This is a genomic window from Dyella sp. ASV21, assembly GCF_016428975.1.
Lineage (GTDB): Bacteria > Pseudomonadota > Gammaproteobacteria > Xanthomonadales > Rhodanobacteraceae > Dyella.
In genome coordinates this window covers 62564-88726 of the sequence record NZ_JAELTT010000005.1, presented here as the reverse complement: position 1 = coordinate 88726, position 26163 = coordinate 62564, and the positions used below count along the sequence as shown (strand labels likewise).

At 61.3% G+C, this 26163-nt stretch carries 22 protein-coding genes; 5 read left to right on the top strand and 17 right to left on the bottom strand.

Annotation, left to right across the window (positions count from 1 at the left end):
• Window positions 1–36 precede the first annotated feature (36 nt).
• The 9 genes from JHD67_RS03220 to JHD67_RS03180 form a co-directional block, all read right to left on the bottom strand.
• Window positions 37–1695, bottom strand: a complete 1659-nt coding sequence (locus JHD67_RS03220) for a hypothetical protein (RefSeq protein ID WP_199097233.1) — start codon at window positions 1693–1695, stop codon at window positions 37–39.
• Between the two features lie 9 nt (window positions 1696–1704).
• Entirely contained in the window at window positions 1705–2184 is a 480-nt protein-coding gene (locus tag JHD67_RS03215; RefSeq protein WP_199097231.1) for a hypothetical protein, read from the bottom strand.
• Window positions 2185–2212: 28 nt separating this feature from the next.
• On the bottom strand, window positions 2213–4513 hold the full coding sequence (locus tag JHD67_RS03210; RefSeq protein WP_199097229.1) for a hypothetical protein: 2301 nt from the start codon (window positions 4511–4513) through the stop codon (window positions 2213–2215).
• A gap of 3 nt (window positions 4514–4516) precedes the next feature.
• Window positions 4517–5875: a hypothetical protein gene (locus JHD67_RS03205; RefSeq protein WP_199097227.1), complete on the bottom strand. Its 1359-nt coding sequence runs from the start codon at window positions 5873–5875 to the stop codon at window positions 4517–4519.
• A gap of 41 nt (window positions 5876–5916) precedes the next feature.
• On the bottom strand, window positions 5917–6537 hold the full coding sequence (locus tag JHD67_RS03200; protein ID WP_199097225.1) for a hypothetical protein: 621 nt from the start codon (window positions 6535–6537) through the stop codon (window positions 5917–5919).
• A gap of 86 nt (window positions 6538–6623) precedes the next feature.
• Window positions 6624–7799, bottom strand: coding sequence for a N4-gp56 family major capsid protein (locus tag JHD67_RS03195; RefSeq protein WP_199097223.1), 1176 nt, complete (start codon window positions 7797–7799; stop codon window positions 6624–6626).
• Between the two features lie 45 nt (window positions 7800–7844).
• Window positions 7845–8993: a hypothetical protein gene (locus JHD67_RS03190; RefSeq protein ID WP_199097221.1), complete on the bottom strand. Its 1149-nt coding sequence runs from the start codon at window positions 8991–8993 to the stop codon at window positions 7845–7847.
• A 3-nt stretch (window positions 8994–8996) separates the two neighbouring features.
• Window positions 8997–9335 (bottom strand): hypothetical protein, encoded by a 339-nt coding sequence (locus JHD67_RS03185; RefSeq protein WP_199097219.1) that lies wholly within the window; start codon window positions 9333–9335, stop codon window positions 8997–8999.
• A 24-nt stretch (window positions 9336–9359) separates the two neighbouring features.
• On the bottom strand, window positions 9360–11582 hold the full coding sequence (locus tag JHD67_RS03180; RefSeq protein WP_199097217.1) for a hypothetical protein: 2223 nt from the start codon (window positions 11580–11582) through the stop codon (window positions 9360–9362).
• A gap of 76 nt (window positions 11583–11658) precedes the next feature.
• On the opposite strand from JHD67_RS03180, the gene JHD67_RS03175 reads away from it, so the two are divergent.
• Window positions 11659–12963 carry a glycosyltransferase gene (locus JHD67_RS03175; RefSeq protein WP_199097215.1) on the top strand — a complete coding sequence of 435 codons (1305 nt, stop codon included), beginning with the start codon at window positions 11659–11661 and terminating at the stop codon, window positions 12961–12963.
• 48 nt (window positions 12964–13011) lie between these two features.
• Complete coding sequence (locus tag JHD67_RS03170) at window positions 13012–13389, top strand: putative holin (RefSeq protein WP_199097213.1); 378 nt, start codon at window positions 13012–13014, stop codon at window positions 13387–13389.
• Window positions 13390–13403: 14 nt separating this feature from the next.
• Here the strand turns inward: JHD67_RS03170 and JHD67_RS22250 are convergent, their stop codons facing one another.
• Window positions 13404–13652 (bottom strand): hypothetical protein, encoded by a 249-nt coding sequence (locus JHD67_RS22250; RefSeq protein WP_233171600.1) that lies wholly within the window; start codon window positions 13650–13652, stop codon window positions 13404–13406.
• Between JHD67_RS22250 and JHD67_RS22245 the strand changes: the two genes are divergently transcribed.
• Window positions 13651–14166 carry a lysis system i-spanin subunit Rz gene (locus tag JHD67_RS22245; protein WP_304487898.1) on the top strand — a complete coding sequence of 172 codons (516 nt, stop codon included), beginning with the start codon at window positions 13651–13653 and terminating at the stop codon, window positions 14164–14166. The genes JHD67_RS22250 and JHD67_RS22245 overlap by 2 nt on opposite strands.
• A 37-nt stretch (window positions 14167–14203) precedes the next feature.
• On the opposite strand, the gene JHD67_RS03155 is transcribed toward JHD67_RS22245, so the two are convergent.
• Window positions 14204–14587, bottom strand: coding sequence for a hypothetical protein (locus JHD67_RS03155; protein WP_199097207.1), 384 nt, complete (start codon window positions 14585–14587; stop codon window positions 14204–14206).
• Window positions 14588–14709: 122 nt separating this feature from the next.
• Between JHD67_RS03155 and JHD67_RS03150 the strand changes: the two genes are divergently transcribed.
• Window positions 14710–14964: a hypothetical protein gene (locus JHD67_RS03150; RefSeq protein ID WP_199097205.1), complete on the top strand. Its 255-nt coding sequence runs from the start codon at window positions 14710–14712 to the stop codon at window positions 14962–14964.
• A gap of 92 nt (window positions 14965–15056) precedes the next feature.
• Here JHD67_RS03150 and JHD67_RS03145 read toward each other — a convergent pair whose 3' ends face one another.
• The 6 genes from JHD67_RS03145 to JHD67_RS03120 form a co-directional block, all read right to left on the bottom strand.
• A complete protein-coding gene (locus JHD67_RS03145; RefSeq protein WP_199097203.1) occupies window positions 15057–17084 on the bottom strand; it encodes a pyocin knob domain-containing protein in 2028 nt (675 codons plus the stop codon).
• Between the two features lie 25 nt (window positions 17085–17109).
• Window positions 17110–20946, bottom strand: a complete 3837-nt coding sequence (locus JHD67_RS03140) for a methyl-accepting chemotaxis protein (RefSeq protein WP_199097201.1) — start codon at window positions 20944–20946, stop codon at window positions 17110–17112.
• Window positions 20943–21707, bottom strand: coding sequence for a hypothetical protein (locus JHD67_RS03135; protein WP_199097199.1), 765 nt, complete (start codon window positions 21705–21707; stop codon window positions 20943–20945). Before JHD67_RS03135 ends, JHD67_RS03140 begins: the two co-directional genes overlap by 4 nt.
• Before the next feature lie 64 nt (window positions 21708–21771).
• A complete protein-coding gene (locus JHD67_RS03130; RefSeq protein WP_199097197.1) occupies window positions 21772–23394 on the bottom strand; it encodes a hypothetical protein in 1623 nt (540 codons plus the stop codon).
• Window positions 23391–23711, bottom strand: a complete 321-nt coding sequence (locus JHD67_RS03125) for a DUF3307 domain-containing protein (RefSeq protein ID WP_199097195.1) — start codon at window positions 23709–23711, stop codon at window positions 23391–23393. The genes JHD67_RS03130 and JHD67_RS03125 overlap by 4 nt, the downstream gene beginning before the upstream one ends.
• On the bottom strand, window positions 23708–24880 hold the full coding sequence (locus JHD67_RS03120; protein WP_199097193.1) for a hypothetical protein: 1173 nt from the start codon (window positions 24878–24880) through the stop codon (window positions 23708–23710). Before JHD67_RS03120 ends, JHD67_RS03125 begins: the two co-directional genes overlap by 4 nt.
• Before the next feature lie 568 nt (window positions 24881–25448).
• Here JHD67_RS03120 and JHD67_RS03115 point away from each other — a divergent pair.
• Window positions 25449–25793 carry a hypothetical protein gene (locus JHD67_RS03115; RefSeq protein ID WP_199097191.1) on the top strand — a complete coding sequence of 115 codons (345 nt, stop codon included), beginning with the start codon at window positions 25449–25451 and terminating at the stop codon, window positions 25791–25793.
• Window positions 25794–26163: the final 370 nt, after the last annotated feature.

The window sequence follows — 26163 nt, the reverse complement described above, 5'->3', positions numbered from 1 at the left end:
CCGTATCTTAAAGCGTTTATGGAGTTGTTGGGGCCTTTAGTTGGAGCCCCTCTTCTTGAGCAAGGCATTCATGCGATCGAACTCTGCCTGCGTGATGTCGGGAGCCGTGCCGCCACCGCGGATGTGCGCCATGCGCTTATCCAGGATGCTCTGGTACTCCTTCTGGTCCGCCGGCGTCCACCCACCTTGAGCGGGTGCCGGAGCAGTCGCCGTATTGCCAGCGGGCGTGGCCTTCAGCGGGTCGGTATAGGACGCGTCGAGCTGGTCCATCACCGCGTTCTGGCGCTTCTGTACATCGGCCTTGGTCTCATGCGTACGGTTCAGCGAACCAGCAAGCGCAGCGTCCACCTTGGAGGTGTCCAACCCACGACGCATGTTCTGCTGTTTCTCATGCAACTGGCTTGCGAGTGAGGAGGCATGGCTGTCGTACGGAGCACCCAACGAGTTGAGATCCTGCTCGAACAACTGCTGCTGCCCAGTGGCACGAGCATCGGCCACTTCCTTCGCACGCTTGCTGATGTTCGCCCAGAAAGCGTCCGAGCCGCTGACCTTGCCCAGCAATCCGCCATTCTTCATGGCGTAGTTGTCGATCACCGCATTGAGATCCTCGAGGGAGATCGGATTGCCATCCGGTCCCCGCACGTCGTTGAGGATCTTGTCGACCTCCGCTTGCGTGCCGGCCGTCGTCCACTTGCCATCGAGGCTACCCACCTTCTCTGAGATCGACTGGCGGGTGATGTTGGTATCTGGCTTGGAGCCCTGGTTCAGCGTGCGGTACAGCGGGTTATTGAGGATCGGTGCCTGCGCCTGCAGCTTCTGCGAATTGAGGTCGGCCACCTTGCGGTTGACCTCCGATGTCGACCCGGCCGTCGCTCGCTGCACGTCCTGCGTGATCTGCGTGATGGCGGCATGCTGGGTCTTGAAGTCCTGGTCGAACGCACGCTTGGCGATCGGATCCAGGGCCTTGTACTCCGGCAAGTCGCGGACCAGGCTCATGGCATCGTCCGTGTTATACGCGCCCAGCCTGTCCGCCAGCTGCCCCGAGAGCGACATGCCAGTCTGCAGCGACTTGCGGTCCTGAAGCTCCAGGTTGAAGCGCGTACGCTCCATGCCAAGACGAGCCGCGGCATTGGCCTCGTTCGCCACGTTGCTGCGGTGACGCTCGGCCGCATCACGCCAGTCGCCGTAGGCCTTCTGACCATCGAGCCCGACGCTGTAGAGATTACGACCACCGCCATTGGCCTTGATCTGAGCGGCAATTGCCTCAGCACCCTTGACGTCACCTTTCGCCATGGCGCCGTCGTAGGCTGTGTAGAGCTCAGCGTGCTGGGCCATGTCCTGCCGGTTGAGCAGGTCCTCGTGGCCAATGTCGATCTGCTGCTGGCGGGCGGAGTTCTGCAGCATGTCGCCCTGCCGCTGGTTGCCGACAGAGAGGATCTCACGCATGTCCGCACGAGGGCCGAAGCCACCAGCTGCGGCACGTGCCTGCAGTGCAGCCAGCTCTTCCGGTGTCTGCGCAGCCATGAGCTGCGCCGCTGCGTTGTCCGTGGCGCCCTTCTTGAGGCGCGCATCACGCGCATTGAGGATGTCGGCGAAACGATTGAAGGCGTTATCGACCGTCTGGCCGGCGATGGCCAGGTCTCGCGTATCGAGACGAGGCGCATCGACCTGCTGCCACTGGAGTACGTTGGGCATAGTTGCTCCTTAGCTGCCGGGCTTCTTGAGCTGGTGGGCAGCCAGGTAGCTCTGCACATCCTGCTGCTTGCCGGCGTAGTCCGCCGTGCGACCGTTGATGCGATCTTCCAACGAGTTGTTGTAGGTCTGCACCGAGTTGGTCAGGTTCGTGTTGTACGCCTGCTTCTGGAACTTCAGTGCGTCCTTCGCCTGGCCGAGTTGCTGCAGCCCAAGGTACAAGCTACCCAAGGTACCGATGCCCTGCATCATAGTGCCGAGGTTTCCGTCCTTAGCGAGCCAGCTGCCAAAGCCACCGCCGGCAATCGACGTTCCTGGCCGGGACAGGGCACCCCAACCGGCATCCGGGCTGTACGTGCCACCGCTGAGCAAGGAAAGGCTCTGGCTCGTCGGCATTGCGTAGGCAGACAAATCCGCGCCAGGCATGGCCACATTGGCAGTCGGGTTCGGCTGCCCGAATCCATAAATGCTTCCGAAGGGCTGGTAACTCATAAATGCGGCTCCAAGAACAGTCGATTTATTATCCAGTGGTGGGTAGGCGCAGGCCAACGTCCACGAAGTTTTCAATCAAGCCAGTGGTGATGTTGCAGACATCGCTGCCTGTCATCAGCGTGCGATTGAGAAAGGTGTCGGGCTGCTCGTAGTTCATCTGAAACGTGGCCTGGGTGAGGCCCTGTACGTCGATCAGATCCAGGTTGGTACCGAGGTTCTCTCGGGCGAGATCCTCGACCTGTTTCATGCTGGCGTTGTAGGCCTCGGTCGCCTTGGCCATCTCGTTACCGACCTTACCCATTTGGTCTGCGACGTAGCCCTGAGCCAGCGCACTGGAGGCGTTGATGATGTTCTGCGCCGTCAGGTAGTTGGTGCTGCCGGCTGCGGCGGTACCAAGGCCGCTGTAGTTCATCGCCACGATCGAGAGCACGGCACCGATAATCGGTCCCCACTTCTCGCCGAACACGTCGGTCGACACGTCCATCAACAGCGACATCAGCACCATTACCGCCAGCACGTACAACGTGGCGGCGAGCACTATAGCTAGAGAGATGGCCACACCAGCAGCGACAAAGGCTGCAGCCATCATGCTTGCTGCCACCGGCGTGCCTGCGCCCCACGTGCAGACGATGATGATGATCGACACGATCACGATGATGATCTTGAACAGGCCGGTCTGATACCACTTCTGCTTCACGACCTTGTAGCAGTTGAACACCATATACATGCACTGGTACGAGAGGTTCGTCAGTTCGACCATCGGCGTGGCACGTACGATCTCCTGGTTCAACGGGATGATGAAACCTTCCTCATCCTGGTTGGCCATGGCCTCGTGCGCGGTGATGATCACCGACTTGCCCTTGTAGATGAAATTCTCGTACGTGAGCCCGCTAATCGCCAGCTCCTCGTAGGTGTTGGCGTCGACCTGGCGGCGAGCCAGGATCGTCGAACCATCCAGCACCATATCGTTAAGCAGGTTGAACTGCCGCGAGCTGCCGGCCACGATCTCAACGTCACCAATGAGTGCATTGGGCTTCACCTGCCCGGCCACCAGACGGGTGTCGATGTACTGCCACTGCAGCTTCACGTCGTGGTTGTTGGAGCGGTCCCGCTCCGAGTAGATCTCCACGGAGTTGATCGGCGGTGCGCTGGAGCGCGGATTGAAGCCGGCCACCCAGGTGTTGTACTGGGCGGACGTCGCCTTCGAGATGCTGCGCAGGTAGCTGAAATACCGGAACAGGTACCGCTTGCCTTCCGGTGATCGAGTGTTCAGCCGAACCCCGAACGTGACGAAGCAGTAGTCGATGTCCTTGATGTTCTTGTTTGCGGTGACCTTGTCACCGAGCTCCTGGTAATTCAGGCCGACCTTTTTCAGCAGGGCTGTGGCGGTCTTGTAGAGCGGCGTGTTCTTCCGGTCTTTCGTCGTCCAGCTGACGTTGTCCACACGCAGCGGAATCGACGGGAAATAGGGCGCTGTCAGCTTGCTGGTCGTCAGCATCGCATCGAGCGACGGGTACTTGCCGGTACCCATCAGGTAGAGCAGGTACTTCGGCCGGGAGGTCACGTCGATCTGCTTGCTCACGGTCACCGTCGCCGTGGAACCAGAAATGCTCGTCACCGTCTTGGTGGTGGTCAGCTGACTCTCGCCGGTGCGCTGGGCCGCGTCCGAGGAGTAGATCGTGGTATCGACCTCACCAGGATTTGCCGGGCGGGTGCTGGTGGTCGTGCCACCGTCGAAGGTACGCACCGTCTGGTAGACGCACTGCACGTAGTTGCCCATGCGCACGTAATCGGTCGGGCGGTAGTCCACCAGCGTCGTGGCGCCATTGGCATTCATCAGCAGGATGCGGATGTCGCCGTTGGGCTCGAGGTCATAAGCCACCGTGGCGTTGACCTCGACACCCTTGGGCGGCGCATCGAACTGCTTGATCGTACGGTCGTAGCCATACGTGTCGGTGAGGTAGCGCTCTGCCCACCACTCAAAGTCACCGGTGCTGATCAGCGCGTTGACCACGTTGATGCTGTAGCCCGGGTGCAGCGAATCCAGGACCGCCTTAAGCGGAACCAGGTCAGGCTGATCCGAGTACCGGGCGGAACTGGTCGGCAGCCCGTTGGTGTATTTGTCGCGGGCATAGGCAAAGGCGTTGCGCAGCATCATGCCCTGCCCGCGCAGGTACGACTCACGGATGCTCTCGGCGATGCCCTTCTTCTGGAGCATCGCGTTGAGCACCGTGTGCTTCATCATGTCCGTGCGCTTCTCGCCGTCTTCCCCAAGGGGGTAGACGACGGAGCTCACATAGATCTTCTTCTTGGAGCTGAAGAGTCCCATCGGTTACAGCTGCAGGTTGTTTCGATAGGTCTGGATCATGCTGTTGATCGCCGGCGTGTCGATGTTGCCCGGCACAGCCACACCCTCGTCGATCGTCTTGCGAGCCGTCCAGGTATCGAGCAGGAGCTTGGCGTACTTCGACTCAGCATCACGCTGGTACGAGATGACCTGCTGGTTGTAGAGCTTCGTCTGTGCACCGAGCACACCGCCGACCTGCTCGCCGGTCGACAAGGTGCCGCGAGTCTGGCCACGCTGAGTCTCGTACTGCTCCAGCACCAGCTTGGCCTGGTTGTTCTTGAGCGCCTTCTCGGCTGCCAGAATGCCGGTGATGGTCTGGCCGTTCGTGTGGTTGTCCCACGTCTGGGCACGCTGGGTCTCCACCTGCTCGGTGACCAGGCTCAGCGCTGCGACCTTGGTCTGCTTCTCGACGCCCAGCAGGCCGCCGATCGCCTGGCCAGTGGTGAGCGTGTCACGGGTCTGCGCACGCTGCGTCTCGACCTGCTCCAGGGTGAGCTGGCCCTGGTGTTCCATCTGGATCTGCTGCGCTTCCTTGAACGCCTTGTCGACGGCGGTGATACCGCTGATCGGCGAGCCATCGAGCAAGGTGTCCTTGGTCTGGGCACGGGCCACATCGAGCTGCTCGAGCGCCGTCTGCTGCTCGGCCTCCATGATGGCCTTCTTCATGCCAACGACACCCATGATCGGCTTGCCGTCCTGCAGGGTGTCCTTGGTCTCTGCACGAGCGCTGTCGACCTGCTCGGTGATGAGCTTGGCCTGCGCCTCGGAGGTCAGGATGCCGTTGTAGTCGGTCACCAGGCGCATCTTTGAGCCGGCATATTCATTGCGGGCGGTGTACGCCTTGAAGCGCATCTCGATCGACGTGAAGGCCATCTGCTGGACCTGTGCACGAGCGACCTGGATGTCGGCCAGCGCACGCACCTTCTGTGCCTGAGCCAGCTGGATATTGGCCTGCGTCTGGAGGTTCTGCAGGTACGCCTGGTCCTTGCCCAGGAGGAACTGCACACCAAACTGCATGGCCGCGGTGATGGCGCCGGTGTACGACTTGGCGTAGTCACCACCGGTGATGCGGCCCTTCTCGAACTGGGCCACCAGGTGAGTGTTGATCGTGGCCATGAGCGCATCGAAGACGCCGGTGCCCGCCACATCCTTCGTCGTCAGCTGCTCGACCGTGATGGGTTCCAGCACCGTGTAAGCGGGATTGTCCGCTTCCGGGGGCATCTGGAAATCAGTCGGCAGAACCAGATCAGGAAGATCCAGGTTGACCTTCAGGTCGCCGGCCAATGCAGTGAACAGCTGGTTGGCTTCGTCGGCAACGACAGGGATGGTGGTGGTCTGGGACACGCGGCGTCTCCGATGGGGTCAGGTCAGGGGGGCGGACTGGATCAGTCCAGCCCCTGTGCAGCAGCCTGCTGGCGTGCCAACTGGTTCAGCTCTTCCTTGGTCAGGGGTGGCAGCACTTCGAGTGCGAACTCGGGAACCAGGCGCTGCTCCACGTGCATCTGACCGTGTTCGCCCTTCTTGGTCTTCACCGACACGAACTTCTTTTCCTTGAGTTCGTTGTAGATGATCTGCGGAACGTGGTAGCCGTTGTCGGTGTCTTCGCCGTAAGGGACGAACTTGCGCACCGTGCCGAGGATGGCGTTGGCCACGGTGAAGATCTCACCGCGCAGATCCTTCTTGGCCGGGTTGAGGTTGGTCACACGGATGCGGACCAGCTTCATCTGCTCGGCATGCTGCTTCATGGTCTCGGCCTGCAGCGCTTCCGCGGCCGTCGGTTCACGTGCCGGCTTGTCAGCCTTTTGCGGCTTGGCTGCTGGTGCCGGGGGAGCTGCAGCGGTTTCCGCTTCGCTCTCACCCGTACCTTCGCCATGGCCGGCGGTTTCATCTTCCGAGTTCAGCTTGGCGTTGACCTTGGCCTTCAGGGCCTCCAGGCCAATGTTCGGCGAGTAGGCAATACCCATCGCCGTCGCACGCTCTTTCAGGAGAGTCAGTTCTTCCGACATTCTGGTGTTCTCGTTGGTGGAATAAAAAGAGGGGCCGGACAGCCGGCCCCTCCATCTTACTGCACTCCAACAATGATTGTTGGAGGTTAGATCGTGGCCACCGACTTGGCCAGGGCGAGACGCTCCGGGCGGTACACGAGCGTGCCGTAGTACCACTTGATGGAGCTGAAGCCCATTTCGCCGTACGGGTCGTTGCGATCCGCAGTGGCTTCACCCGGCATCTTGGTGGTGATCTTGAACTTCACCGTCTTGCCGTCGGTCTGGAAACCGATGGTCGAGAACGAGTCGTCACCGACCACCAGCATCGGGAACACGTCGTACTTGTTGTTCGTGGCGCGGTAGCCCGGGTTCGCCGTGACCGCTGCACCAGCACCCGCCCAGCTCAGCATCTCGGGCACCACGATGATGCGGAAGTGACCGACGGTACCGATCTCGCCTTCCAGCACGTTGCCGGCGTCGGCGTACTTCTGCACCGGGATGAACGCCTGGTTGCCGAACGGATCCTTCATCGTCTCGAAGGTCCACTGGAGCTCGGAGCCGATATACATGACGCGACCCGACGCGATAGTGCGGGTGTCGATCAAGCGCGAACCAGTGATCACCTTGGTCTGCTTCGGTGTGCGGTTGTCGTTGAGGATCTGATCCAGACGCGACAGCAGCTTGTAGTCCACCACCGACGGGGTGGCGCCTTCCGCAGTCATGGTGGCGTTGCTGGTGGCAGCGCCCGAGTACACGACGGTACCGGCACTCAGCAGCAGATCCTTCTGCAGCAGCGCTTCGGAGATCTGCACCGCGCCGTTCAGCAGCTCGGTGGAGATGTGACCGAACAGCTCTTCGTCCGAGTCGAAGTCCAGCTGTTCCTGGGTGAACTCGGTGAAGAAGCCCATCTTGTGGATGGAACCTTCGCGCAGGATACGGGTGAAGCCGACGCGGTTAACGCGGCCACCGTTCTCGGTCAGCGTGGGCAGCTTGCCCATGATGGTGCCGATGTCCTTGCTGGAGCCGTACAGGTTGCCGTTGGCAATCGTGGCACCAGCGGCGTCGAGGCCCTGGTCATTGACGTTGCGCGCATCGAGCAGCGGGATGTACTCGAACACGTTCATCGTCTTGCCGAAGTTCTTCGGCATGTTCTTCACGTCAGCGAGCTGGGTGAAATACTGCTCCTTACGGGCAGTGACGATGGCCTTCTTGAGGTGGAACGCAGTGATGTGCTGCGGGCCGATCGAGGACGGAGTACCACCGGCGGGATCGTTGTACTTCATGTGTTGGCTTCCTTGGACGTACTGACGGGGCGGAAAGGTTTGTGGTTAGAGGCGCCCCTGCATCGACTTCAAGAACTCTTCATCCGACTGAGCCAGCGGATTGAACTCTTCCTTCGACGGCGTGGGGGTGACCTTGGTCGGCATGGCTGCACGCGCACGATCGTTGTTGGCCACCTGCGGAGCGGGGGCAACGACACGAGTGACGGGGGGATCCTGCCGAGGTGCTTCCGTGGGCTTGGGAGCCAGCAGGCCCTTGGCCTGGAGGTCTTTGCCTACGACTTCGTAGGCGGCAAGGAACGGAACACCCTGGAACTCACCAAGGACTTTGCGGCGCTCGAGCTCGGTGGAGATCACACCGTAGAGGCCACTGGCCTTCTGGTTGTTGATCTCCGCGAGGAGTCGCGGATCCTTGAACAAAGCTTGCCGGCTATCAGCGTCCCACTGTTGAGCGACTTCGGCGATCAGTGCGGGTCCGGTTGGGGTGGACTCAACGTCGTCCAACACGGTCTGGAACTGGATCTCGGTCTCGCTAACGCGGTGGTCACCGGGCACGTATGCTGCAGCTTTTTCAACGTCGGCGGAGAGCGGATCGAACTTGCTGTCCACCAGCAGTTTCTGGATCGCTTCCGGCTTCCGCTGATGCAAGTCGATCAGGTAGGAGAGCTTGGACTCGTCCAACAACTGGTTGTTCTCCAGCATCCTAACTACGCGAAGCGCGGGCTGTAAAGCCTGCATCTTCTTCGTGTAGTTGGCGCCCATCTGCATCAACTTGATCGCCTCGTCCGGCGACTGCAGCTGGATGTCCTTACCATTGGCCTTGAACGGGGCCATGATCTTTTCGTAGGAACCCTTGTAGTCGATCTCCTCGACAGCGGTCGGCTCGTCCTCCTTCGGCTCGACCGGATCCGTTGTCGTGGTGGTGGCATCCTCTTTCGGTGCCGGGTCCGTCTTCGTCGCCGGATCCACTACGGGATCCTTGACGACGGTCGGATCCTCGACGACGGGATCGGTCACGACAGAGGCAGGATCCACGACCGGGTCAGTAACGACCGCGGCTGGATCAACCACCTCTTCCTTCGTCTCGACCACTTCAGCCGGAACCGTCTTGGTCGGCGGCATCATGCCCATGACCTCGTCATCGGACATGGCGAAGTAATTGGCTTCGGTCGCCTGCGTTTCAGTGTTGATCGTCATGGATTAAGCCTCTTCCCGCATTTCATCGAGGGCTTCCTTGAAATCGAGGATTTCCTTGGCAGCCATCTGCCCTGCCGTGCGGCGGGCAATGAAGAACTGACGCAGTTCAGCGATACCGCGGATGCCGGCGTAGACGGCTTCCTTCTGCTCGGGCTTGAGGTTGATCTCGCCGGTGAGCATCACCAGGCGGGAAGCCTCTTTCTGGAAGTAGCCTTCGAGAATCACCGTCTGGAAGTCGCGGTTGTTCTCCAGGCGGTTGAGTGCTTCCCCGAACGCTGCGATGCGCTCAGCTTCTTCGAGGGACACTTCCACTTGCTGGATCTGGGACTGAAGGTCGTTCATCGTTTCCTCTGGATAGAGACGTGGTTACAGGGAGGGATGCTGCGATTGGCTCTTGGTGAGCTGGTGGTAGCCGAAGGCCTCCAGCAGGTTGTCCCTGGTCGGGGCATCCGGCGTGGGGTTATCGGGATGGTGTGCACCGTCAGGACGCTGGGCGAGGATGCCCTTCGTGATGGCGAGGTTCTGGTTCGCGTCGGCCTGCTGCGCGAGCTCATCCATGCGGCGTGCATGGGCAGTGCCCGTCTGCTGCTCGACGAAGTCGAGGTTGGTCTTGTCGGTACCGGCATCGAGGTTGCGAGCCTGCGCACCGGAGCGCTGTGCGAGTGCGGCAGCTTCGGCAGCCTTGGCATCGAGGAGAGCAATTTCCTTCTGCAGCTTCTCGATCTCGAGCTGCTGGATCTGCTGCTGGATCGGATCGGGCTGCGGCTGATAGGTCTTGAACGAGTGCGCCAGCTCCGGCATACGACGGAGGCGTGCAATCTCGGCCATCACCATCCGGCGCTCGTTCGGATCCATGGACTGACCAGTGGTCTGAAGCATGAACTCCAGGCCCTGCGCCTTGGCGTTGTCTTCGTCGGTGGTGGCGATCGTCACCTTCAGGTCGAAGGAACCCTTCAGATCTTCGCGGCGCACGGTCACGAACTTCTCGTTGGTGACGCGGATCACTTCTTCTTCGCTCATGAACTCCTGGTTCATGGCAACGATCTTGGCGCCGATGATCGACATGCCCTTGGCCAGACGACGGAGGATGCCCATCTCGCGCGTGCTGGCGGCGGACAGCACACCCTTGGCGCCGGTAGCGGTGGCGCCGAGTGCATTGCCATTGAGGCCACCATCCGAGAACGTCTTCACACCGGTGAGCGACTCGGCCTCACCGTTCATCATCTGCACCATGCCCATGGCGGAACCAGGGATCTCTGGGAACTTGTGCTCGACGATGCCGTTGGACGGGTGGACGTTCGGATTGAACTCGTAATCCTGGCCAGCGTCGAAGCGACGCTTGTTCGGGATGTCCAACATGCTCTTGGCCATGCCGCGCTGACCGTTGGCGCTGCGGGCCATCGTGTCGATCATGCCGCGGGTGACGGCGCCGACAATCTTCTGGTTGTCGATCAGCAGGGCGCCGTCCGGCTCACCGTAGATCGACCGCTTCTGCGGCAGGTACGGGATGATCACGTACGGCGGCTTGCCATCCGGATACGGGTTCTCTTCGCAGCGGACCATCGTGTTGCCGATCCACGCGCAGTAGATCGGAACCAATTGGCCATTGCCCTCGATGTCGTACAGGCCATACCACTCGTTGAGGATCACCTTCTGGCGGGAGTCATCCTTGAAGTTGACCTCCTGCGGACCCTTGGTCACATGGTCCGGTTCGGCCAGGATGCTGTTGCCCCAGTTCACCGCGTCGAGGTTCTTGAAGCGCTTGTCGCTGCGCAGGTAGCCGCGAGTCACTTCATCGCTGTAGGCCATGAACATGGCCTTGTTCGGATCGCTGCCGCAGGTCACATCAACGATGAGGTTGTTGATGTTGATCACCTCGACCGTCGGCTCATTTCGGACGACCTTTTCCTGCTCCACTTCCTGTTCGCCGATCTTTTCGGCGCGGTGCGGCGCACCCACTTCCATGGAGTAGCGCACCGACTCGATGATCTCCGGCGGAAGGTTCAAGAACTCGTTCGGGTTCTCCTCCTCCATCTGCATGGCCTGCTGCAGCGCCTGGATCTGATCCGGATCCTGCATCGGCAGGTACTGGTAGACCGGCGCCATGACCTTTTCCATCTTGGTCTCGCGGTCCCAGGCCACACGCACAGCCACGGTGCCCTCGTCCACACAGGTGCGGACGAACTCATCGACGAAGGCCACACTGTTGAGCTTGGTGCGGAACTGCCAGTTCAGCACCATCTCGTTCTGCTCGGCGGCAGCCTGGTCTTCCCAGCTCACCGGGCTGACGGTGAAGAGCTTGTCCGTCGACAGGAACGGCTCGCTCAACGAGGAGTAGCGCCACTCGGCCTGCTTGCGGATCAGCTTCGGCTGCACCGAAGAGCGCCCTGTACGCGGCTTGATCTTGGCGTCACCGGTGATGTTGAGGTGATCCAGCCACACCGCGATCTTGGACATCTGGGATTTCTGAGTCGGCTTGGCCGCTTCCAGATCAGCCTTCAGCATGGCCAAGTCCGGTTCCTTGACCCAGTTCGTCAGCTTCTGTGCCGGCTGGCCTTGTGCATTGATGGGCTGCGCGTTTTCGGCCATGAAGGACTCTCTGCAGGCAAGTCGGTAGTATTGATGGAGGAGTTTATACGGAAACTCCACCAATTCGGAGAAATTGATGCAGACGGTCAGCATCCTTGTGCGAGTCCAGAGCCCCAACCCGATGCTGTTCGAGCGGATGTTGGCCAGCGTTCTGGCCCAGACCAGCCATGACTGGGAGCTCGTGCTGGTGGTCAGCAACCATTCCCCCGGTGACTTCGCGATAGCGCAGCGGCTGGCCGAGGGTCAGCCCACCGTCCGGGTGGAGGTGCGGCCGGAAGGTGAACTCTTGGCCTGGTCGTGCAATGCCCTGCTCGACACGCTGGGCGACTGGGTCGCCTTCCTGGGTCAGCACGACCAGCTCATCCCCGGAGCACTCGAGGCCATGGCCACTGCCATCGCCAACAACCCGGGTGCCCGGGTCATCTACTCGGACCAGGAAGCGCTGGGGACCTGGGGGCAGATCTCCCTACAGACCGCCAAGGGACCACCTGACCCGATCCGGCTGAAGTCGGAGGAGTACCTGCAGGATCTCGCCTTGATCCAGAAGAGCTTGCTCATCACGGCCGGCGGCTTCGATCGGTTGGCATCGGACTGCCCCACACACGACATCTACCTGCGATTGCTGGAGGCAGAGGGCATCAGCGGCTTCGCCTACACGCCGGCCAGGCTCTATCGCCGGCACCGCAATCGGATGACCGAGCGCAGCGACGATCCGCGCATCAGCCCCTACCTGCCCCGCTATGACCTCGATGCTGTCCGTCGGCACTTCGAGCGGCTGGGGATCTTCGCCAGGATCAAGCAGCTCAACGGCACACTCGACATCCGTATCCCGGTAGAGGTGCCGCCGTCCCTCACCTTCATCGACACGGCAGGCAAGACACCAGAGGCGCTGAACCAGGAAGCCTCACTGGCCGACACGCAGCTGATCCTGTTCCTGCGGGGCGAGCCCATCAGCAAGGACTGGCTCAAGCATTTGATCGGCGCCAGCCTGCTGCCGGGAGTGACCGCGGTGGGTGGCATGACGATCACCCCCACTCACCTGGCAGATCCCGGGGCATTGTTGGATGGATCCCCGTGGAACATTCGCGGAAATTTCAACCAGATCACCGTCCTACATTCGGTGTCGATGCTCTCTCCAACTTGCCTCCTGGTGGACACCCGAAAGTTCCTCGAAGTTGGAGGGTTTGATCCAGAGTTCCCCACCCTCTACGGCATGGACCTCACTCTGCGCCTGAGCCGTGGCGGACACGGCTGCGTGCGCTCCCCCCTGGTACAGATCAAGGTCAAACCAAACGCCGCACCGGAGCCCGAAGAGCTGGCCAAGCTGCGCGCTGCATGGGGTGGGTGGGAAGACCCGTACGGACTCCATCAATTACCATGAGACAGTCGGTTGTTGTTGGAGCCGGCTTTCTTCGCGCAGGGGTGCTTGATGAACGTGAACGAGATGAACCAGGAGGCAGTCCCTGTTGCTGTGGGGATCACGTATCTGACCTTCCTAAGTGCCTTGGCCCCAGAGGTCGTTCTCGGTGCCTTTGCAGGCTCCGTGATCTTCCTGCTGGGGGCAACGAACAAGCCCAAGTGGCAGTGGGTGCTCTATTTCATCGTGGCCTTCCTGGTCGGCCTGCTGGGGGCGCACACCGTCGCCAAGGTCGTCAGCGAGCTTTTGTCCATGGTGCGGATCACCGCAGAGGTACCCGAAGGCTTCGGCGCGCTCATCGCCGCGGCTTGCATCATCAACATGCTGGGGTGGTTTCGGGATAACCCCACGTACCTATGGACGCGGAAGTCGGGAGACCAAACCAAGTGAATGTCTGGACTCTTCTATTCGCCAGTGCCAACGCTCTCCTCTGCATCCGTCTGCTGTTCTTCAGCGACAAAGATCGACAGGAGTCCCGTTGGGGTTATCGCTTGCTGCTGTTCCTGGCAGCCATCTACGTCGGTCGCCAGGTGATCACGGTGGTCTTCTTCCCCAACGAGCCCGTGCATGTGCTGGCGGCGCTGTTCCACGTTGGGTTGTTCATCGGGTCGATGCTGATGCGGCCCGAATATCTTCCAGGGAATTGCAGCCATGACACTACGAAGCGTGCTTATCGTGAGCTTGGTTACTCTGTTACTCGGGCTTGGTACTGGGTATGGCATCCGCAGCTACACAGCGGCGGCACAAAGTACCGCCCACGAGCTCGCTGATCTCCAGGCCAAGTACGCTGATCAGACGGACTACATCAACAGGTTCACCGAGCTGTCGGCCAGGGCACAGGATCTACAGAACCAACTCACCCAGCTCGACACCACCAAAACGAAGGCCCTAAGCGATGCGCTCACCACGAATGCTTCTCTCAGTTCTAGTCTTGCTGTTGCTCAGCGGATGCGCCTCACAGGCACCACGTGCCCCCAAAGCGGAACCAGCAGCTCCCAAGCCAGCGGCCCCGGCAGCCTGGGCGATGCTGCCGGCGTCGAACTCAGTACAGAAACTCGACACGCTGTTTTCGATTTGCGAGCCGACATCATCAGCGACCGAGAAAAGCTCGACTACCTGCAAGGGTACGTCCGGGCACTTGGACTAAGTCCACCGCACACACCGTGAAAGAAGAAGCCCCTCGAATGAGGGGCTTTTCTTTGGATCACTCTGCGGCAGGTACTTCGGTGGGCAATGCGCCTGGTGCCACAGTGGGCGGCACATAGTTGACGATCTTCTCCTCGTACAACGTGTCGAAGCACGCCTTGATGTACCCCATCATCAGCGTCGTCGGCACGTCCATGGCGAAGTAGTTGCCCTCAGCGTCCTGCCCCTCGACCTTGAAGCTGCGCGGTAGCAACTCCTTCACCGGCACGATCATCAGGTGGTTTAGATCCTGTGCGGCCACCGGTACACCGTTGAGCGACATCAGGCGCTGTGTGTAGAAAAGGATCTGGCCATCCTGCTTGACCGAGTCCCACTGGATTTCAATTTTTGGTGCCACGATTTCGGTCGTGAGGTCACCCGTTTCGGTACCGATGTAGGCCATACGTCCCTCGTCTTCGTTAGACAGTGTTGTAGTAGCTGAAAGCAACAGATGTGGATACGGTCACCGAAGAGCCGCCGTTCGACACGGTGCAGTTGAGGTAGACCGTGCCAGGTTCGTTCAAGGTGATGGTGCCTGACACCGAGACCGACGCTGAGTTGATTCCACTGAGCGAGGGGCTACCCACCCCCGTGTACCCGGTAATCCACCAGTTGTACGTGATCGTACCGCCACCGCTCGCAGTCGCTGTGGCGGTCGTCGACATGACCCTCGTGCGTGGGGTTGTCGTATTGCCGATGCTGAACCTGGCCGTGGTGCCGTTGGCGTACGCAGATAGCGCGGAGTACATCAAAACCCAGCCACCGCCCGAGCGACGGTAGCCGTTCTGTATGTCCGACCATCCGCCACCGTTGCGCCGACGGCTGACTGTGTTGGTGGTCCAGCCACCACCTGAGCGTCGAGTGTTAGCCATTTACCAGAACCACAGATCGCCATCACCAGCAGAGTTACCTGGATCATTGCCTTGAACGAAGACGCGCGGGTTCTCCACCCAGCGGGAGCCATCGTTAGCCAGCGACTGGTAGCGGTTATAGGAACGCATCTGCCCTTCGAGGCGAAGCACGCCGCCTTCGTTGACCATCCTCGGGGCGCCAGGGATTTGGATACCGTTGCTATAGACGATGAGACCCACAGAGATGCCAGCGCCGGAGCCCCCGGAGCCGATACGAATGCCGCCATCTGCATTCATGTAGATGCGGCCATGCACTCCGTTGTCGATCATGCTCCAGCCGCCGCCGCCCCAACCGGTGGTTACCAGAGCACAATTGCCCTCACCCAGCGCGGGATCAGCATTGCCATCGAAGCGCATGCGCCCTGTCCAAGGCCCCCACGTACCACTTAGCTTGTGTCGGCGGTAGCGGACGGTCTCGGCGATGTTCGTGAAGTCCCACAGCTCCTGCTGAATCCACGCGTCGTTGTGCTTCGTGACGCGCCCCATATACCAGGCGTTGCCAGGAGCGTTTGCCGCACCAGACGCCATGTACCAGCCGTTGGTATCCGCACTATTCCAGTCGGTGATAATTGAGCCGCTAACAGCGAGGCTACCTCGCGCATCCAACTTGCTAGCTGGGTTGAAGTTGAGGGACGTCCAAATGGTTCCGCCTGCATTCAACGTCGCCGTCCAACCACCCTGCTCGTTCTTGAACGTAAAGTTAACGCTGTTCTTGTAGAGGTACGAGTCGCCGGAACCAAAATACATGACGCCGTCGGTGGCCGTACCACCCCAACCGCTCGCACGGAGCGCCCCGGTTGCTATGACTCCGCTGCGAAACGTCGCAGTTCCAGAGTCGTCCAGCATCATGTTCCAGGCAGTCCTTGCCTTGTTGATGAAGCCAACGACGCCAGAAGCGTCTGCGCTCAGGTAGCTTGTGTACGCTCCGCTCACCACGGCGATGCTGGCATTACTCATAATCAAGTTGCCCGTCACCGTGCCGCCTGTGCTGGGTAGTTTGGCGTCGAGCGCGCTCTGTAGATTAACCACATCGCTAATGCCCAGGACGACATCCCCTGCGCGGCCAGCAACCGTCGTAACGCCCTGGACCCAAGTCTTCGCCTTGGTCGCCCAATGCTTCGCCGAGTACATGCCCGAGGTGACTTCGATGTCCACGCCGTTCTCAGCCCACTTTTGAGCAAGAGCTGTCGAGCTCGCGGCAGCTGACGCTGAGGCCGCTGCCTGAGTGGCGGATGCTGAGGCATTGCCAGCATTTACGCTTGCAGCCGAAGCTGAGCCCGCTGAGTTGGAGGCAGACGTGCTGGCGTTCGTCTCTGAGGTCTTGGCGTTGGTCTCGGACGTCTTAGCCCGCCCCTCGGACCCACTGGCCGCTGCCGCAGAGTTTGCAGCGGCAGTAGCAGAGCCCGAAGCCGCGGATGCAGAGTTTGCAGCGGCAGTGGCCGATCCAGCAGCCGCCGTCTTGCTCGCCGCAGCATTGGTCTCACTGGTTCCTGCGTTGGTAGCCGATGTGGCCGCTGCGTTCTTCGAGGCGAGCGCATTCGACTCACTCGTGGCCGCTGCGGTCTTCGATGCAGCCGCCGCCGTTTCCGAAGCCTTGGCGTTGGTCTCGGAGGTCTTCGCATTCGTTTCCGACGTTTTGGCATTGCCCTCCGAGGTCTTGGCATTCGTTTCGGAGGTCTTCGCTGCAGTGGCACTACCGGCCGCAGCTGTCTCCGAACCCGCAGCTGCTGACTTAGACCCGGCCGCCGCAGATTCCGAAGCGGCAGCGGTCGCCGCAGAGGCTGCTGCTGCATCAGCCGAGTCCTTCGCTGCAATGGCATAGGTCATGGGCGCCACCGCCAGGTTGTCCTGGGCCAGCTGGTCAGCGGCCGGGCACAGCAGCAGGTAGGTCTTGCCGTCAGCACCCGTCAGCGGGTACCTGCCATCCCCGTACGGGCCGCCGGTAGGCGTGCCTTTCAACCAGGCTTGCAGTTCGCTATATGCACTCATGCGTGTTCCTTTCCTGCAGCCGGGGTCACGATTCGGTAGAGACGATGGTGAGACGCTGGTTGCCGGTGTTGCCGTTGGCCATCTGTGTTGGCCACCCATGTGCGTTGCTCACCTGAAGTAGATAGTTGAAGGTGCCCGTGCCGCCGAGCGAGTCAGTCATGGTGATGGCGCCATCCAGACGCTGCGTGATGTTGGTGCGCTTGAACTCGCCGTCGTAGTCGGCCTGGCAGCTGCCGTAGACAGTGATCGCGTTGATCCACTGCCAACCACCGCCGGCATAGCTGCGATAGAGCGTGATAACGGCGTCGGTCTGCAAGCCGTTGTAGTAGCCGGCAGCATTGCCATTGACGGTGCCGTTGACGCCGTAGAACAACGAGGCCACGATGACCTTTGAGCGACCGTTGGTACCAAACGGGCTGGTCTCCACCTGTGCCGTGTTGCTCACGATCGAAGTGGCGATCGAGTTTTTCAGAATGCCGGCCGACAGCGATCCACCGAAGTACGCCGAGCCATCCTTCTTCAGGTAGTAGAGTGCATTGGCTTCCGAGCACTGCCACGTCTGCATGACCGGGCCGTACCATTCGATGAACTGACCGGCGTTGCCGAAGCCAGGCCCGGTCACCTTCATGTAGGCACCCGAGCGCGCAATCTGCACACCACCGGTCCAGGTGAGGGAATCACCGCCCGCCGGGTTGCTCACACTGAAACGGTCAGCCACCACGTCGAAGGTGCCGGACTTTCCATCGTTGTTGAGCGACCAACCGGTGACTCGCCCGTTCACGTCCAACATGACGCCGGCGCGTGCTCGCACACCGTCGATGCTTTGCTGCATGGTCGTGATGCTGGCGGTGTGCCCACCCACCGTCGTCGACAACGAGGTGATGCTGGCGGCGTTTGCCGAGTCGCCATTGGCACGTGCCGTCTGCTCCGCGGTGATCGCCGCAGTGTTGCCATCGACCGTGGTCTTCAGGGTGTCGATGCGGCTGCCGAGCGCTGTGTCAGCACTAGCGCGTGCCGTGGATTCCGAGGACAACGACGTGGATACGCTGCCGATCTTGGTGTCAAGGCTGGAGATCTGCGTCGCCTGCGAGCTCAGCGATCCCTCGGCCGAGCTAACCCGAGTGGTGAGCCCCGACAGCCCCGAGGCCGTCGCTGCCAGTCCGGTCTTCGAGTCATCCACCTTGGAGGTTAGCGAGGTGATCGAGCTGCCCTGCGCTGTGATGGTGTCGCCCTGCCGGTCTACCTTCGAGCTCAGTGCCGCGATCGTCTCGTTGGTACCGGCGAGCTCGCCATCAACGACGTTGCTGAGGTGGTCGATCTTCTGCGTTTGCGAAGAGATCGCACCCTCGGCATTGGTCATGCGCGTCTCGTAGCCTGCGACCGTGGTGGCCGCTGCCGTCAGCCCGGTCTCTGCTGAGGTGAGGCGGCTGTCCATCAGGTTGACCTGGCTCGTCACCAGCGCGTTGCGCGACGCCCGGATGATCAGCTCATTGACCAGGGCCGCTTCGGATCCATCGGTGCGGGCACTCAGTGCTGTGTTGGCCGCAGCCACCGCCGTCATCTCGCCGGCGATCTCTTCTACCTTCGTGGACATCTGCTGCACGGCATCAGCCACGCCCGACAGCACCGCCTGGTCACCGAGTCCCTGTACCCTGTCGTTGACGGTGGTGAGGCTGAAGTCGATGTACTGGTTCTCGCTGGTCGGGAAGTTCTCGATGCCACCGCCCTTACCGATGCCACCACGACCACGCAGTGCATACGGCGTGGAACCAGAGATCGTGGAGAAGAGGTTGGCGCCGCAGCGCTCCATCGCCGCGGTGAGCGGCGCATCCTTGATGCCGTGGTTGTTCTCGCTGACCAGGAGGAAGTCATCGTTCGGGCCGAGCGCTTCGAGCGCAGCGGTAAGGTTGCGGCGCTCGGTCACGCTCGCATACGTGTCGAAGCGCGTGGCGCTTTCGATCTCACCGTTAGCGCTGAAGCGGATCAGCGTCAGGCCACGCTGGAACGTGTAGGCAGCGAGCGCGTTCGGATCGCCTAGCACGCGGATGGTCGGCTCAAGCGGAGCGCCCACCGAAGCGGCATTGCCGGAACCAGCGATGGTCACTACTCGCCAGTGCACGACGTTGCCGATGCGTGCCTGGAGCTTGGTCACACTCTCGGCCTGGGCCAGCAGACCCGCTTCGGTCGACTCGACACGCACCGTCAGTTCGTTGATCGCGGTGGCCATGGTCTCCTCGAGGCCACTGACCCCGGGCACCCACGGACTTGGCTCCGTCTGGGTACCGACCGCCTCTTCCATCATCGGGCGGAGGAACCACACTTTCGGCGGCGCGGTATTGCAGTTGGTCACCCACAACTGCACTTCCAGCATTGCGGCGTCAGCAGAGGTCTGCACGCCGTTGAACACTCGAGCCCAGTTTACCAGGTTGTTGGCTGGCGCCACGTTGGTGACCTGCCCCACCACACCTAGCCCGACCTGCACGCCCGCTGCGTTGAACAGGCGCCACTCCATGGCGAACGTGCAGTTCTCGGCAGCGAGGTAGCCGGACAGGATGTATTTGGTCTGCGCACTGATCGGGATCCGCTGCGAGCGAATGCCGGCGGTACCCGAAGGCACGCCATTGGCGCTCGTGCTCAGCACATTCAGCGCCGGCGGCAACCGGGTCGGATCCAGGTTGAGCTTCAGCTGGGAGGCCACCCATCCGGTACCGTGCGAGAAGAACGTCCAGGCACGGGTGTCCGCCTCGAACGCAGTGTTCGGCAGCAAGTTACCGGTACCGGTGATCGAGGCCTTCAGCTTGGTGACGTCGGTGGCGGCAGCCGACAGCCCGGCCTGCGTCGCCTCGAGCTCCGTGCTCAGCGAGTGCATCGCCTCAACGCCAGCGGCGATCCCATCCTCCGCCACCGTGATGCGGCCGGCGAGCTGGCTCACTTCGTTGGCGGTGGACTTCTGCTCGCCGTCGGTATTGCTGGCGAACGTCTGCAGCTGATGCAGCGCATCACTCTGCGCGCTGATGTTGCTGGCCAGGTTGTCCGCTTTCGCCGACAGCTGGGTCAGATCCTCGGCCTGCGTCGTGACCTTGCCTTCCAGCGTCTCGGTGCGGCCGGACAGTTCGTGGATCGACGTGGTGTTGCCGGCCAGCTGCGCTTCCGTGTCGCTCACCTGCGTGCGCAGCGACACCAAGTCCTGGGACAGCGCAGTGATGCCGCCGGCATTGGTCTTCACCTGGCTCGACAGCTGGCCCATGGTGATGGCCTGGCCAGCGAGATTGCCCTCGGCATCGTTGACGCGGGAGGTGAGCAGCGAGATCTGCGAGTTCACCAAGTCGGTGTACTCACCCTTGGCCAGGCCTTCGATGATCTCGTTGATGCGCGCGCCGGAGGCCACGACCGCAGCCAGGTCCGTGATCTGGGTCTGCAGCCCGTCGACCGCGGCATCGAGCTCCACCTTGGTGGCGCGCTTGGCCAAGTCCTCGGTCAGCTGGTCGGTGATCAGCTTGATCTCGCCGACGTAGCGCGACAGTGCATCGAAGTCGGTGGTCTTGGCGAAGTAGCTCGCATCCTTGACCGACGCGCTACCGAGGCCCATGACCAGGCGCTGCGACGGCGCATCCGGAGCCAGGAGAAGCCGGATGCCGGCCGGCGTCGTCTGGATGATCAGCTCGCTGGCTTCCACCAGTAGGCCGAGCTTGGCGTGCAGATCGTCGATCGTGGCCTTGAAGTCGACCAAGTCTTCCACCGGCGTCAGGTGACCGGCCACCGCCTTGATCGCCGGCATGTTGTCGGCGACGTACTGGATGACCTCGAAGCTCTGGTGCAGGTAAGCATCGAGCGCCGGCGCCCCGGCGAGCTTTGCCGTCATACCCAGCCACCCAACAGCGGCTTCACATTGCCGCTCTCGTTGAACTGGGTGAAGGTGTCACGCTCCTCGTGGAACTTGCACTCGGCCTCATACAACGCCAGCAGCTGCTGGCTCTTTGCCAGCGACATCTCCATGCTCATGCCGGCGTAGACGTTGCCTGCGATGTGCGAGAGCAGTGCGGTCTCCAGCTGCGACGGGATGCGGATCTGCACCTTGTCCAGGTCGTCAGGCTTGAGCGGGATCGGAGCATGCTTGGCGCGGTACTGGATGAAGTACCGGTCCCCAGTCTTGGGGTAGTCCATCGCCAGCGTGTCGAAGCTGAGGGTGTGCCAGCTCAGCCGATCCTCGACATCGTTCAGCGGCATTGGGATGTAGTCGTTTTCATCCAGGCGCGGCGTGGTGATGTAGTTCGGATCGGTGGGCAGCGCCGCCTGGTTCGCCAGGATGGCGGTCACCTGCAGCACGTCGTCCAGGAACGGGTTGGCCACCGTGTCCTTCAGGTACTTGTTCGGCTCGCTGGATCCCGACGTCTGGGCGAACTGCGGCGCCAGCTGGTAGGCGTACACGCCGTCTACCGTCTCCAGGATCACCGTGCGCTTCTGCAGGTCGAAGCGGGCATATAGCTTCGCCAGGGCGTCGTTGATGCGGACGACCAGCTTGGGGATGTTGGCTTCGGGCACCACACCAGTGCCCTCACCCGCAATGGGCAGCTCGGACAACTGGCCGTACGACAGCTTCTGCAGCAGCTCGCTCAGGTTCATGGAGGCAGGCCCAGTCCGAATAGATGGAGACCCCACAAGTATAGATGGACGGGTTAATGGAGGACTAGACGACGTACCCGGCCATGCCCCCGACATCGGGCTCGGGATCGTCGATTTCCCAGCGATCGTCCTTCTGCGCCATCGGAGCTTCTTCGCTTGGCTTCCACGCACCCAGCAGCGGCAACATGCTGATGTTGTCCGCGCAGTCGTCGTTCTTGGACTTGAAGCCTTCCGGGGTAGCGTGCGTGACCTCATCCACGACGGCCGCCACGAACTCGGTGGTGCGCAGCTCCTCGGGGAGGTAGATCTTGCCGGTGTTGAACAGGGGCACCACCAGCTGGAAGCGGGCCAGCTTGTTGGTGTCGGGGCGCACGCCCGGCTGCTTGCCGTTGTTCGAGCTGGCGAAGGTGAACCACACGTTGCGGTTCATCATCTCCTGCTGCATCCACGGTACGAAGCCGCCCTGCTGACCGGTCACTTCCACACCCACGTTCATGGGTCGGTACATGGCGACCAGGCGGAACAGCTCATCCAGCGACTTGTCCATGGTCTTCTGGTGGCGGATGCCATCCACCAGGAACCAGTCGCCATTGTTGTTCAGTGCCCACACGACGATCACCGTGTAGTCGGCGCCCTGCTTGGAACTCGTGGCCCAGTCGGTGGTGATGTAGAAGTTGAAGCGCGAGCGGTTGGCCAGCAGGTTCGCACGGTTGTACCAGCGCAGCGCCTCGGCCGGAACCAGCTGATCCTCAGCACTGGTGATGCGCAGCAGAAGCTCCTGACGGAAGCTGGCCAGCTGACCCGTGCTCACCGCCAGGTTGTACTGCTCTAGCACGAAGTCATAGCTGAAGCGCTCTTCCCAGGCGCCGCGGAACTCTTCGCGCGAACAAGGGAAGCGCTCGCACACCGGCCACACGTTGACCACCCAGCCGCCGGACTCCACCGCTTCGTACAGGATGTCGCCCTTGTTGAAAGGCGTGCCGTTGAAGACGATCTTGCGGCGGGTCGGATCGAGCGCGTAGTCCACGCCCTTGTAGACCGTGTCCTTGATCGCCTGCATCGCGGCCTTGGACTTGGAGTCGTCGTCGCTGACTAGGTCGTCGAGCACGCAGAACACCGGACGCTTACCGAAGATCTTGGTACCGCGCAGACCGGTCTTGGCACCGAACATCTTCATGCCTAGACGGTGGCCGTCGCGGTTGCGCGCTTCAATGTAGTTGTCGGTGAACTTGACGTCCGGCAACCAATACTGGAGGAACGCTGAGTTGTGGTAGCGGAACTCAATGTTCTTGCGTGCCGACTTAACGCCGTTCTCCATCGAGTCCGACACGTAGATCATCGCGGAGATGTCGCCGAACCCGGGGATCTCACCAAACACGGCGATGTAGAGGAACAGGTACTCGATGAACAGTGTGGTCTTGCCGGAACCACGGAAGACCAGGTTGGCCAGGCGTGTGTCCTTGCCCGTCAGCTTGTCGAGCATGGCCATGTGCACGACAGGTGTGGGGTGGCTCTCGCCTTCCCCGCCGTTGACCAGCTTGATGAAGTTGACGAAGTTCAGCGCGAAAGCGCTCGGCACGTAGCTGCCGTTGTTGAGCCAGGCATAGTCGACCTGGTCCAGCCAGGTGTCGACGTCCTGCCGCTTGTGGACGGTCTCGCGGATCGTCTGGGCCAGCAGTGCACTCATGCCATGCACCAGACGACGGCGAACCAGATCACCTTGCACAGCACGTGCAGCACCTGGTCCTGGTTGAAGGTCAGGCGCCCGCGGCATTTGGCGTCGTCGATCGCAAAGTGTGCGGCGACCTCGAGCACGCCCAGCCACCAGATCCCGGTGAGCAATGCCACGGCACCGCCATGGATCAGGGCATGCGCGCCCAGCGCCTGGTACCACGGCACACCCGGAATCGGGTTGGCTCGGTTCTTGGCGCGGCTGAGGAAGTCACCCTGCAGCGGGTAGTCGCACAGCGCGTGCACGGCGAGGAGCAGGAGGAGCAGCATCATGCCCAGTCACCATCGAACAGCGACAGCGCTACGGTCTGCTGCTTCGGCTGCACCACGTCTTCCCGGTACTCGAAGTCGCCACCGGTGCGCAGATCCTCGAGCCCGGCGAACGGGCTGCTGTTCTCCGGTGCGGCCGGCTCGGGATCAGGCGCCGGCACGCTGAACATGCTCGGGCGGGCAGCGGGTGCAAGGCCGCAGACACACGGCTGGCCGGTAATGGTGGTGCCACTGCCGAAGCACGATGTGCATCCGACGGGCTGGGTCGTCACCACCGCCGGCGCAGCCGTGGTCGCGGGGAACAAGCTCGGCTTCTGGGCCGGGATCTTGGAGCACACCTCGCAGGGGAAGCGGGTATCGACGCCGTGCACGCAAGTGCTCTGCATGACGTGAGGCAACGGCACGGCCTGGGCCGGGGGACCGACGTGGGGGAGCGCCACAGCCTGTGCCGGCGGGCCGCTGTAGACGGCGGGCACCGCAGTCACATCACGCACCTCGCCCTCGATCAGCAGCGGCGTACGCCCCACCTCTCGCGCATTGGCGCCCCCCTGGATCAGGGAGAGCTGGGTCTGTGCCAGCTGCTCCATGGTGGCCATCAGGTCGGCGATACCGCCCTGGTTCTTCACGCTCACATCGAGCTCGACCTTCTTGGTCTCCGGCGGCTTCAGGTGGGTGAGCAGCGAGTTGGCAGCGTCCGTGCGCACCTTCTCCGACTGAGCCGACGTCATCAGCTCGAGCTGGGTATTGATCGCCTTCTGGAACACGTCCTGGTTGAGCAACCAGGTCGGGATCGTGGCCTGCTCCAGGATCTGGTTCACCAGCTTGTTCTTGTGATACGCGGCGACGTAGGCGCTGATGTCCTTGTCGCTGGCGCCACGCAGGACCAGGGTCTTGTACCGATCCTCGAACGTCTTGGCGTAGGCGTCCTTGTTGGTGTAGCCCATGATCTTGAACGTGCAGTACGTGACTGCGTTCAAGTAGTCCTCGGTCTTGTACTTCCCGTCCTGCAGCACCTTGGCGTATGTGAGGAAGTTGTTCCTCACCTCTTCCGCCGCTTCCGGGTCCGCCACGATCGAGTTCACCTTGTCAGCGAACTCTTGATTGGCCTGGTGCTGGAGACCTTTCGGCAGCGCCTGCTTGAGGTCGGCCACCGTCATCAACTGATGGGACATGGGCTTTAGGGATCCTGTAGGTTCCCCATTAACCCTAGATGAGCAACAACGACTCCATCAACCCCGGATTACTGTACCCACCCAAGCCACTACAAACACTAGGACTACTGCCCAAAGAACCGCCCTAATACAGAACTCCTTGCTCATATATAACCCCCGGTTCTGTATAGAAATCCTGCTCTTTCTACATATCCCCCCTCCCCCTATAGAAGCCTGTTCTATAGAAGACCCTCCCCCTCTCCTTTGAAGAAAGAACCCTATCGCTAGGGAAGAAAGAAGGTGGCCAGAGTAGCCAGGCGGGAACCAGGAAGCAACAACAATGCTGGATATTTGTGGAGGACTCCATTAACGTGCGCCCCCACGAAGCGGACCTACCCCCGGTGGCTAGGCCGATCCGGTTTTTGACCAGGTGATGCAGATGTCTCAGTGCAGGGTACACGTCACACGTTTACACAAAACACGTTTCGCCCCCCCGGGTATCTGCGATTTCGTTTTGGCTAGGGGTACCCCTTTGGCCTTCGGCCGTGTTGGGCATCTGCCTCTACTCAACTCACTAGGGATCACCACCATGGCTACTGTCACCAAGTCCGCTGCTCAGTCCGCTGCTCTGCTGTTCGGTGCTGTCGGCACCACTGCTAACGCCTTCACCACTGCTGTCACGGTTGTGGGAAATGCGTTCGACGTCATGAACGTCAAGTCCAACGACTGGCTCGCTGACACCCGTCTGCGTAGCGCTGCATCCGCTGAAGACCGCAAGGTCGCTGTCATCGACGAAGTCACCTTCTCCATCGCATCTCGCATCGTCGAGCGTGAGAAGACTCTCGCTGGCAACGCCGCTCTCAAGGCTGCCTACGACAAGGCTCTCGAGCAGGTCCAGAACGCTGTCGCTGCTGTGGAAGCTCAAGCTGCATAACTGGCCAAGCCACCCGCAAGGGTGGCAAGGCTCAACCCCTAGATAGACCTCTAGGGATAGTTGGGATGGTAACCATCGACCTCGCTCATGCGAGAGATGGTCAGGGAGATGCTGGATAGCAGTATTCGTACTGCTGCATCTCCACCTTCCTCAACTCCAACAAACTCATGACCCTCATCTAAAGGGTCTCTAAACCATACGCAGTTTCTGCGTGTGCCGGACAACTGCGTCTCAAAGTTAACTTCGGGAGAGCTTTATGCGTACTGCAACAGTGGGTCTGTTCCGAAGGGATACTCGGAATCGCCGTCGTAAGCGGAGCCGAGACTACATCCCGGTCTCGCTGAACGAGCACTATCACAGGTCTACGACC